This window comes from Streptomyces sp. N35, assembly GCF_016464295.1.
Lineage (GTDB): Bacteria > Actinomycetota > Actinomycetes > Streptomycetales > Streptomycetaceae > Streptomyces.
In genome coordinates this window covers 23479-31368 of record NZ_JAEIMH010000014.1, presented here as the reverse complement: position 1 = coordinate 31368, position 7890 = coordinate 23479, and the positions used below count along the sequence as shown (strand labels likewise).

8 protein-coding genes are annotated in these 7890 nt (G+C 73.3%); 3 read left to right on the top strand and 5 right to left on the bottom strand.

Annotated elements, in window-relative coordinates; genetic code table 11:
* The 5 genes from JAO81_RS10600 to JAO81_RS10580 all read right to left on the bottom strand — a co-directional run.
* A partial coding sequence (locus JAO81_RS10600; protein WP_233415172.1) for a dihydrodipicolinate synthase family protein occupies nt 1-805 on the bottom strand: 805 nt, incomplete at its 3' end.
* A gap of 163 nt (nt 806-968) precedes the next feature.
* The gene (locus JAO81_RS10595; protein ID WP_307813282.1) at nt 969-2312 is read right to left on the bottom strand and encodes an NAD(P)/FAD-dependent oxidoreductase; all 1344 of its coding nucleotides are present in this window, start codon (nt 2310-2312) and stop codon (nt 969-971) included.
* A complete protein-coding gene (locus JAO81_RS10590; protein ID WP_199547527.1) occupies nt 2309-2566 on the bottom strand; it encodes a (2Fe-2S)-binding protein in 258 nt (85 codons plus the stop codon). The genes JAO81_RS10595 and JAO81_RS10590 overlap by 4 nt, the downstream gene beginning before the upstream one ends.
* Complete coding sequence (locus JAO81_RS10585; protein WP_199547595.1) at nt 2563-3747, bottom strand: FAD-binding oxidoreductase; 1185 nt, start codon at nt 3745-3747, stop codon at nt 2563-2565. Before JAO81_RS10585 ends, JAO81_RS10590 begins: the two co-directional genes overlap by 4 nt.
* A 64-nt stretch (nt 3748-3811) precedes the next feature.
* A complete protein-coding gene (locus JAO81_RS10580) occupies nt 3812-4435 on the bottom strand; it encodes a helix-turn-helix domain-containing protein (protein WP_199547526.1) in 624 nt (207 codons plus the stop codon).
* Between the two features lie 113 nt (nt 4436-4548).
* On the opposite strand from JAO81_RS10580, the gene JAO81_RS10575 reads away from it, so the two are divergent.
* The 3 genes from JAO81_RS10575 (at nt 4549) to JAO81_RS10565 (ending at nt 7737) form a co-directional block, all read left to right on the top strand.
* A complete protein-coding gene (locus tag JAO81_RS10575; RefSeq protein WP_199547594.1) occupies nt 4549-5214 on the top strand; it encodes a HEAT repeat domain-containing protein in 666 nt (221 codons plus the stop codon).
* A 25-nt stretch (nt 5215-5239) separates the two neighbouring features.
* A complete protein-coding gene (locus tag JAO81_RS10570; RefSeq protein ID WP_199547593.1) occupies nt 5240-6247 on the top strand; it encodes a MerR family transcriptional regulator in 1008 nt (335 codons plus the stop codon).
* Between the two features lie 365 nt (nt 6248-6612).
* Entirely contained in the window at nt 6613-7737 is a 1125-nt protein-coding gene (locus JAO81_RS10565; protein ID WP_199547525.1) for a LacI family DNA-binding transcriptional regulator, read from the top strand.
* Nucleotides 7738-7890: the final 153 nt, after the last annotated feature.

Here is a 7890-nt window from a genome sequence, read left to right as displayed (position 1 = left end):
GCCCGCCGAGGCCCATGCCGTGCTGGATGGCCGGGACGAACTCGATGCGCGAGCCCCAGCGGAAAGCCGCCACCAGCGGTTCGTACAGGGCACGGGCCTCGTCGAGCCGGCCGTCGAGGGCGAGTTCGTAGAGCCGTACGGATTCGGCGGGGAAGACGTTGGGGAAGCCCGCGAACCAGCCGGTGGCGCCCATCAGGAGCGCCTCGAGCACGAGGTCGTCGGCCCCCGCGACGACGGTGATGTCCGGCGCCTTCTCCCGTATCTCCAGGATCCGGCGTACGTCACCGGAGAACTCCTTCACGGCCACCACGTTGTCGATCGAGGCGATCTCCGCGACGACCTCGGGTGTCAGGTCGACCTTGGTGTCGATCGGGTTGTTGTACGCCATCACGGGCAGCCCGGCGCGCGCGACCTGCTCGAAGTGGTGGATCACTTCGGAGGTGTTGGCCCGGTACATCGTCGGCGGCAGACACAGCACCCCGTGCGCACCGTCCTCGGCGGCCTTCTCGGCCCAGTCCCGGGCCTGGTGCGCTCCGACGCCGTGCACGCCGACCACCACGATCCCGTCGTCGCCGACCGCCTCGAGCGCGGTACGGGCCACGGCCCTGCGCTCGTCGTCGGTCAGCGAGGAGTACTCGCCGAGGGACCCGTTGGGCCCGACGCCTCGGCAGCCGTTGTCGATGAGCCAGCGGCAGTGCTCCGCGTACCGGTCGAGGTCGACGCGGAGTCCGGCGGGGGCGCTCGGGTCCTCGGCATAGGGCAGCGCGGTCGCCACGATGACCCCGTCGAGCTTCTCCTGTGTCATGTGCCATCTCCTTTTGCTGGTACGGGAGTTATTGCGGCTGATGGGGGGAGCTATTGCGACTGGTGCGGGACTTACTGCGGCTGGTACGGGAGTTACTGCGGCTGGTACGGGAGTTACTGCGGCTGGTGCGGGAGTTACTGCCGCCTTCCGCAAGCGCCGGCCCCTATGGCCCCTCGTGCTGAGGGCCCGGGTCCTCGGCAAGCTCACCAAGGCGCAGCGGTGCGGCGATCGGGCGGCGGGCGAACGTGGCGGCGGCGTCCTGGATGCCGGTGAGTTCGGCGACCGCGCGGCCGCAGATCCGCCCCTGGCACGGGCCGAGACCCGCGCGGGTGACGAGCTTGAGCGAGCGGCCGCCGTACGCCTCGCGCTCGCGGGCGGCTGCACACAGCTCTCCGTACGGGACCTCTTCGCAGCGGCACACGAGGGTGTCCTCGCGCAGCCAGCTGCGCCAGCCGTCCCGTACGGGATGCGCGGCGGCCAGCGCGGCGGCGAACCGGCGGCCCGTACGGGCCTTCCGCAGCGCGCGGACGGGTGGCACCGGGCGGGCGCCGAGCAGCCGGGCCGCACCGGCGCCGGCGATCGTGCCCTCCGCGGCGGAGAGTTCCGCTCCGCCGATGCCGGTGAGCTCCCCGGCCGCGAACACGCCGTGTACGGAGGTGGCTTGGGCGGCATCGACGGTGACGAAGCCGTCGGCGAGCGCACAGCGTGCCGCGACGGCGAGTTCGAGCTGCGGGGTGAAACCGAAACCGACGCACACGGCATCGACCTCGATGCGGCGCGAACTGCCGGGCACCACGGTCCAGTCGGGGTTGAGGCGGGCCGTCGTGACCGCTTCGACGCGGTCGGTTCCGTGCGCCTCGAGCACGGCGGTGCGGCGCCGGTAGGGGACGCGATGGCGCGCCAACAGGGCGGCGTGGCCCGCCAGTTCGCCCAGTTTTCCGGTACCGGCCAGCAGACCGCCGGGGTGGGCGAGCCAGCCGCTGACGGGCCCGCCCGCCTCCAGCACACCGGCCACACGCGCCCCGACGTCGATCAGCGACCGCGCCACCGGCAGCAGGAAGGGCCCGGTCCCGGCGAGCAGCACCCGCTCCCCCACCCGTACACCCTGCCCCTTCGCCAGCGCCTGCGCGGCGCCGGGCGTGAAGACGCCGGGCAGGTCCCAGCCGGGAAAGGGCAGCGCCCGGTCGTACGCACCGGTGGCAAGCACCAGGGCCGGGGTGTCGACGCTGCGGCCGGTCCTGCCCGGCCCGTCGGCAGGACCGGTGCGCACATGCACCCGGTGCCCGCCCGCCACGGGTTCGAGCGCCCAGACGACCGACTCCCCCAGGTACTCGACACCGGAAGGAAGCGTGAACCGTTCCGTGCCCGCGGGGGAGCCCTGCCGGTGGTCCTGGCCCCCCAGCCGTGCGCCCGAGCCGATCAGCACCCCCCCGACGCCGGCCTCGGCGCCCGCCCGTGCGGCCGCCATCCCGGCGGGCCCGCCGCCCACGACAACGACGCGGCTCACGACGGCAGTTCCGCACCGTGCTGCGCCCGGATGTCGTCTCCGTCGCGGACGAGCCGCTGACATGCCCGTACATCCGCGATGCCGTTGACCACGACCAGGCAGTCGAAACACACACCGATTCCGCAGAAGACGCCGCGCGGCCGGCCACCGCCCCTGGTCGTGCGCCACGCCGTGACGCCCGCGCCGAGCAGCACACCCGCCACGGTCTGGCCCTCGGCCGCCACGGTCTCCTTGCCGTCGATGAGTACCTTCACGCGGCCTCCTCCCCCTCGATGACAGCCGGTCGGTCCACCCGGAACGGCTCCGGATCGAGCTCGGGCACCGCTCCCGTGTACAGGTCGGCGAGCAGGCGCCCGGTGGCCGCCGCGAGTCCGATGCCCGCGCCTTCGTGTCCGGTCGCGTGCCACAGGCCGGGCAGCCGGGGGTCGGCGCCGATCACGGGCAGATGGTCGGGCGCGTACGGCCGAAAACCCCCGTACGCCCGCATCACCGGCACACCGGCGAGGACCGGGAACAAGGCGACGGCCTTACGGGCCAACTCGCGCAGTACGTCGACGCGTACGGTCTCGTCGAAGCCGACGCGCTCGCGGCTGGAGCCGATGAGCACCGTGCCCGCACGGGTGGACTCGACCACGGTCGAGGTCTGCAGATCGGCGTCCGAGCTGGCGACCGCACCGACGTAGTCGGCGTCGTACACCTTGCGCCGGACGGTTCCCGCGGGCAGCGGGCCGGTCACGAGGATCATGCCGCGCCGCGGCAGCACCGTGATCGGCGCCCCGGCCCGGGCGGCGAACGAACCCGCCCACGGGCCACAGGCGTTGACCACCGCACGGCAGGCGAGGGTGCCGTCATCGGTGCGTACGCCGCTGACCCGGCCGGCGGCGTCCCGTGACACTCCGAGCGCCGTCGTGCCGGCGCGGACTTCGCCGCCGCGGGCACGCACCGCGGCCAGCAGCGTCGTGGCCGCGAGCACCGGCTGGAGCTGGGCGTCCTCGGGGTAGTGGACGGCGGCGGTGACGCTGCGGGTGAGGTGGGGTTCGAGCCGCGCGGCGGCTTCCGGGGTGATCTCTTCCGCGCCGATGCCGACGGCGCGTTGCGCGGCCGCGAAGTGCGCCAGGGGCGCGGCGGCCTCTTCGGTGGTCGCGACCACCAGGCCGCCCTTGGCCTCCCACTCCGCCTCGGCCAATGCGGGGCCGAGCTCTTCGCGCAGTGCGGCGAGCAGGCCGGGCCAGCGGCGGCGGGAGGCGCGGGCGAGTTCCAGCTCGGGGCCCGGTGCCTTGTCGGAGACCAGCACATTGCCCTCGCCCGCGGCGGTCGTGCCGCCGGCGATCCCCGCGCGGTCGAGGACCGTGACGTTCAGGCCGGCGGCGCTGAGCGCCTCCGCACAGGCGGCGCCGATCATGCCGGCACCCACGACCACGATGTCGGAGGACACCACCCACCCCGCTTCCGTTCATTTCAATGAACGGTGCGAGCGTAGAAAGGAGTTGGCGACGCGGTCAACCCTTCGCACGCCCCGGCTTGCGCGGTGCGGGGATCCCACACGATCCACCGAGGGCGGGCGGCCCCGCGTCGGCCGGGTACTCCAGCATCAGGACCGAGACGACCGGTCCGCCGACGGTCTCGTAGAGGTGCGGCCGCCCGGCGTCGAAGCACACGTAGTCACCGGGCCCCAGTTCGTACGGCGCATCCGGCGGACCCACTCTGAGCTGCCCCGATGTCACCACGACATGCTCGCGCCCCGGGTGTCCCGCGGAGTGCTGGACCTCCCCCGGGCGCACCCGCTGGTCGTAGAGCTCGATCGCCTTGTCGGTGATGTCCATGCGGCGCAGCATCCGCAGGTCGACGGCGTTGCTGCTGAGCACCTCGAGTCCGCCGGAACGCACGAGGACCACGTCGGGGTCGGTGCGCTCGGTGAGGAGCGAGGAGACCGGAACCTCGAGGGCGTTCGACAAGCTGAACACTGTCTCGATCGTGGGGTTGCCCGTGCCGGACTCCAGCTGCGACAACGTCCCCTTGGCGATGCCCGACTCACGGGCCAGGGCGGACAGCGTGAGCCCCGCCTGTTCCCGCAGTGCGCGAAGGTTCGCCCCCAGCACCCGGCCTGCGCGTTCCCGGACCACCCGACCTCCTCGGCTCCTGTGCGGTGGAGGGTACCTGGCCGCCCGGTGGGCGCGAGGTGTTTGACCTTGACACGGTGGCAAGGTCTTGGCTCGTCGCCGAGGAGGTGATCTCGATGACGATCACAGGACAGAACACCGGGGGAACACGGGTGCTCGAGGCGCTCGAGGACAGCCGTTCCTCCGTACGGCTGCGGGCCGCGCTGGCGGCCGGTTCGGCGCCCGAGCCGCGCTTCGTGGACGCGCTCGTCGAGCGCTGCGCGATCGAGCCCGAGTTCTTCGTGCGGGACATGCTGACCTGGGCGCTCACCCGCCACCCGGTGTCCCTGACGCTGCCCGCGCTGAGGGGCGAGCTCGGATCGGCGCGTGCGCAGGCACGCAGCCAGGCGCTGCACACACTGTCCAAGCTCGGGGACCGGCGCGCTTGGCCGGCGATCACGCGAGAGCTGTTGACCGACGCCGAGGACGAGGTGGCGCGCAGCGCCTGGCGGGCCGCGGTGGTACTCGTACCCGAAGGTGACGAGCCGGGTCTGGCCACACTGCTCGCGACACAGCTCGGGCGCGGCGAACGGGAGACACATCTGAGCCTCAGCAGGGCCCTGATCACGCTCGGAGACAGCTCCGAGCCGGCGCTGCGAGCGGCGGCGGCAGCGACCGACGGAGGCGTCCGCACGCACGCGCTGGCCACGCTGCGGCTGCTGCGCGACCCGGACGCCGGATTCGCGTTCGCCGTCGAGGAGGCGAAACGCGTCGTCGCCCTCCAGGACCGACCGGGAGAATGACCGGCGGACCAGGAGAATGACCGGCATGTTGATCGGCGAGGTGGCGCGGCGCTCCGGAGTCAGCGCCCGCATGCTCCGGCACTACGAGTCGCTCGGCCTGCTGCGGCCTTCGGCCCGCACCGGCACCGGCTATCGGGAGTACTCCGGCGAGGACATCCGGCGGATCTTCCATATCGAGAGCCTGCGGTCGCTGGGTCTTTCATTGCGCGAGATCGGGCGTGCGCTCGACGATCCGGGCTTCACGCCCGCGACGCTGGTCGGCGATCTGATCGTGCGGACGAGGGAACGCATCGCGGCCGAGACGGAGTTGCTCACGCGCCTGCAGCGGATCGACGGCGCCGGTCCGGCGAGCTGGGAGGCGGTGCTCCAAGTGGTCGGGCTTCTGCAGGCGTTGGGGTCCAAGAGCGCCGACACCCGCCAACGCGCGGCCCTCACCTCCGGCGACGACGCACCGGTGCCCAAGGAGGCCTTGGTCGAGGCGGCACTGACCGAAACCGACCCCAACGTCGCCGGCGCCCTGCGCTGGGCGCTGGCCCGCTCGGGCGAGGACGTCACGGCGCTGCTGGCCGAAGGTCTGCGCTCACCGGCCGCCGCGGTGCGCGAACGCGCGGTCCGGTGCCTCGCCGCGCTGACCCGCGAGGATGCCACCACCGAGCTGCGCCACGCTCTGGCGGACGCCGAGCCGGCGGTGCGCGGACATGCCGCCCTCGCCCTCGGGACGCGCGGCGAGACCCGGGCGATCCCGGTACTCATCGACATGATCGTGCAGGGAGTTCGCGACACCGATGCCGCCGACGCCCTGAGCACGCTGGCGTCCGACTCCGCCACGGCCGGGCAGGTCGCGGGCCTGCTCGTCGAACACCTCGGCCACGTGGCCACCCCGGCGGCCGCGCGCGGACGGCTCACCCAGGCCTTGGCGGGCATTCCCGGCAAGACGGCCGACGGCGCCCTCGCCGAGCTGTCCGACGACAAGGACCGTGCCGTGGCACTGACGGCCGCGTATCTGGTGCAGCTGCGTGCGTCGTCGGGGTGAGCGGCGGCGGTCGTACGGTGAGCGGCGGCGGCCATTGGTAGGGACGGGAGCGAGCGCCCAATTGGTACGGACGGGAGCGAGCGCCCACCGGGACGATGCGGGTGAACAGGGCCGTGGGGGGCCGAGGGACCGGGGTGCCGAGGGTGCGGGAGACCGAGGATCCGGGATGCCGAGGATGCCGAGGGCCGGGGATGCCGAGGGCCGGGGATGCCGAGGATGCCGAGGATCCGGGATGCCGGGGATCCGGGATGCCGGGGATGCCGAGGGCCCGGGGTGCCGGCTCCCGAGGCCAGGGGCCGGGTCCCGCCTTGCCCGCCTCCCACAGGCCCACCTAAGATGAATGCGCTTTCATTCACATACTGCCCATGCGACCGACTCGGGGGACCGATTCAGTGAGCACAACCCCCACGGTGTACGACGTCGCCGAGCGTTCCGGTGTCTCCATCGCCACCGTGTCCCGGGTCTACCGCAACCCCGACTCGGTCCGCGCCCAGACCCGGGAGCGTGTGCTCGCGGTCGCCCGTGATCTCGGTTACGTGCCGAGCGGCAACGCACGCGGGCTCGCCAGCCGTTCCACCGGCGTCCTCGGGCTCTGCTTCCCCGACTACTCCGACCCGGACGCCGAGTCCGAGGCCGAAGCCGGTCATGGGGACGAGGCCGACGACGAAGCCGCCATGCTCTACTCGGACCAGATCATCCGCGGCATGGAACGGGCCGCTCGCCGCCATGGGTACGCCCTGCTGATCGCGGCCTCCTTGAAGGGCGGGCCGGAGAGCCTCGTGGCGAAAGTCGCGGGCCGGGTCGACGGGTTCGCGGTGCTCGCCCGCACCGTACCGACGGAGGACCTCGAGGTGATCTCGCGCCGCCAGCCGGTCGTGATGCTGGCCGGACCGCGGGAGTCGAACCAGTTGGACCACCTCGATCACATCGAGGTCGCCAACTCCGACGGCCAGCGGGAGCTCACCCGGCACCTGATCGAGGACCACGGCTTGCGGCGGCTCGCGTACGTCGGGTTCGCGGAGGAGTCACCGGACGTCGAGGCGCGGTTCCGGGGGTACGCCGAGGCCTGCCGGTCCGCGGGGATCGCGGTGGGCGCCGAACCTGATCTGCGGGTCCCGATGATGACGCAGGCGGAGGGCGCGCGGGCGGCCGACGCCCTTCTCGACCGCCCCGGGGACCGACCCGAAGCGCTCCTGTTCGCCAATGACCAGATGGCCGTGGGCGCGCTGCACACGCTGGAGCGGCGGGGCCTTCGCGTACCGCAGGACGTGGCCGTGACCGGGTTCGACGGAATCGCCCTGAGCCGGTTGGTACGGCCGGCGGTCACGACGGTGCGGCAGCCGATGCGGCGCATGGGCGAGGAAGCGGTGGAGCTGCTGGTCCGACGCCTCAGCGGCGGCCAGACGGCGCAGAACCCCGCAGAGCCGGTCTCCCTGACCCTGCCGGTCTCGGTGGTGCGGCGGGCGAGCTGCGGCTGCAAGGCCGCTTGACCGCCGGCTGACCGTCCGGCACTCCCCCGCATCGCCGACCGGCCGGACAGCACCCGCCGACTCGGCGGCCGCCCGGGCGGCGCCCCCGGGAGCGCGGGGTGCCCCGCCCCCGGCCCCCCGCCCCCCCCCCCCCGCCCCCCCCCGCCCCCCCGG

Bases quoted from the DNA above. Each gene is read 5' to 3' on its own strand.
- JAO81_RS10575 (WP_199547594.1), top strand. From the start codon at position 4,549: ATGACGATCACAGGACAGAACACCGGGGGAACACGGGTGCTCGAGGCG.
- JAO81_RS10565 (WP_199547525.1), top strand. From the start codon at position 6,613: ATGCGACCGACTCGGGGGACCGATTCAGTGAGCACAACCCCCACGGTG.
- JAO81_RS10570 (WP_199547593.1), top strand. From the start codon at position 5,240: ATGTTGATCGGCGAGGTGGCGCGGCGCTCCGGAGTCAGCGCCCGCATG.